Source organism: Acidovorax sp. BoFeN1 (genome assembly GCF_003345135.1).
Classification (GTDB): Bacteria; Pseudomonadota; Gammaproteobacteria; order Burkholderiales; family Burkholderiaceae_C; genus Acidovorax; species Acidovorax defluvii.
The window spans coordinates 1-774 of sequence record NZ_QOZT01000178.1 but is presented as its reverse complement, the minus strand read 5'-3'; the positions used below and the strand labels follow the sequence as shown (position 1 = coordinate 774).

Sequence of the window (774 nt, the reverse complement as noted above, 5' to 3'; positions counted from 1 at the left end):
GCCACCCCGAGCGCCCCGCCCTGCTGCGCCACACCGAGGTCGCGCGCCGCTCCCCGGCCACCGCACAGGGCCGTGCCATCCTCATCCACGCCATTGCGCACATTGAGTTCAACGCCATCAACCTGGCCCTTGATGCGGTCTGGCGTTTTGATGGCATGCCGCCGGCCTATTACCTCGACTGGCTGCGCGTGGCGGCCGAAGAGGCCCAGCACTTCAGGCTGCTGCGCGACCACCTGCGCCGCCAGGGCCACGACTATGGCGATTTCCCGGCCCACCAGGGTCTGTGGACCATGTGCGAGAAAACGCAGCACGACATCGTCGCCCGCATGGCCCTGGTGCCCCGCACCATGGAAGCGCGCGGCCTGGACGCCACGCCACAGATCCAGCGCAAGCTGCGCCAGGTGGGCACCCCCGATGCACTGGCTGCCGTGGACATCCTGGACACCATCCTGCGTGACGAGGTGGGCCACGTGGCCATTGGCAACCACTGGTACCGCTGGCTGTGCGCGCGCCAGGGGCTGGACCCCGAAAGCCTTTATGACCAGCTCGTGCGCCAATACGATGCGCCCCGGCTCAAGCCCCCGTTCAACGAGGCCGCACGCCGCAGCGCCGGCTTTACCGAAGCCGAATTGCTGTGGCTGCAGCAGGGGTGATCCAGGCGCCCTAAACGCCGAACTTTTCTACAATCCGCCAACGCCGCGTCCGGCATTCTTGGCACGCTGAAACCAACACCCCCCACCCCATGTCCACACATCCTGCCAACGGTGCCAACTC

The 774-nt window shown here is 67.1% G+C and carries 1 protein-coding gene; it reads left to right on the top strand.

Annotation, left to right across the window (positions count from 1 at the left end):
- Nucleotides 1-653 (top strand): ferritin-like domain-containing protein (locus DTW89_RS19120; protein WP_114657083.1); only part of this gene is annotated, 653 nt, incomplete at its 5' end.
- Nucleotides 654-774: the final 121 nt, after the last annotated feature.